The organism is Mesorhizobium sp. M8A.F.Ca.ET.218.01.1.1 (assembly GCF_004791165.1).
Taxonomy (GTDB): Bacteria; Pseudomonadota; Alphaproteobacteria; order Rhizobiales; family Rhizobiaceae; genus Mesorhizobium.
Genome location: NZ_SRUZ01000153.1, coordinates 1 through 311, shown reverse-complemented (window position 1 = coordinate 311; position 311 = coordinate 1). Strand labels below are relative to the sequence as shown.

Genomic DNA, 311 nt, shown 5'->3' with positions numbered 1-311 from the left:
GACGCGCTTACCCACGCCATCGAGGCTTTCACGGCAATGAGACGCGAAGCCGATTCCGCCTTGCCGCAGCAACATGTCTTTGTCGGCAAGAGCGCGCTGACCGACCATTTCGCCCTGCTGGCGATCAGGCTTCTCGGCCGCAGTCTCGAAAAGGCGTTTCGCGACGGAGCGGACGAGGTGGCGCGCGCCGATGTCATGATGGGCGCCCTGGCTGCCGGCTGCGCCTTCGGCACAGCCGGAACGGCAGCCGCCCACGCCGTGCAATATCCCGTCGGCGCGCTGACGCACACGCCGCACGGATTGGGCGTGGC

1 protein-coding gene is annotated in these 311 nt (G+C 67.5%); it reads left to right on the top strand.

The window, feature by feature from the left end; genetic code table 11:
* On the top strand, positions 1-311 hold a 311-nt coding region (locus tag EN861_RS34795; RefSeq protein ID WP_135928244.1), incomplete at both ends, for an iron-containing alcohol dehydrogenase.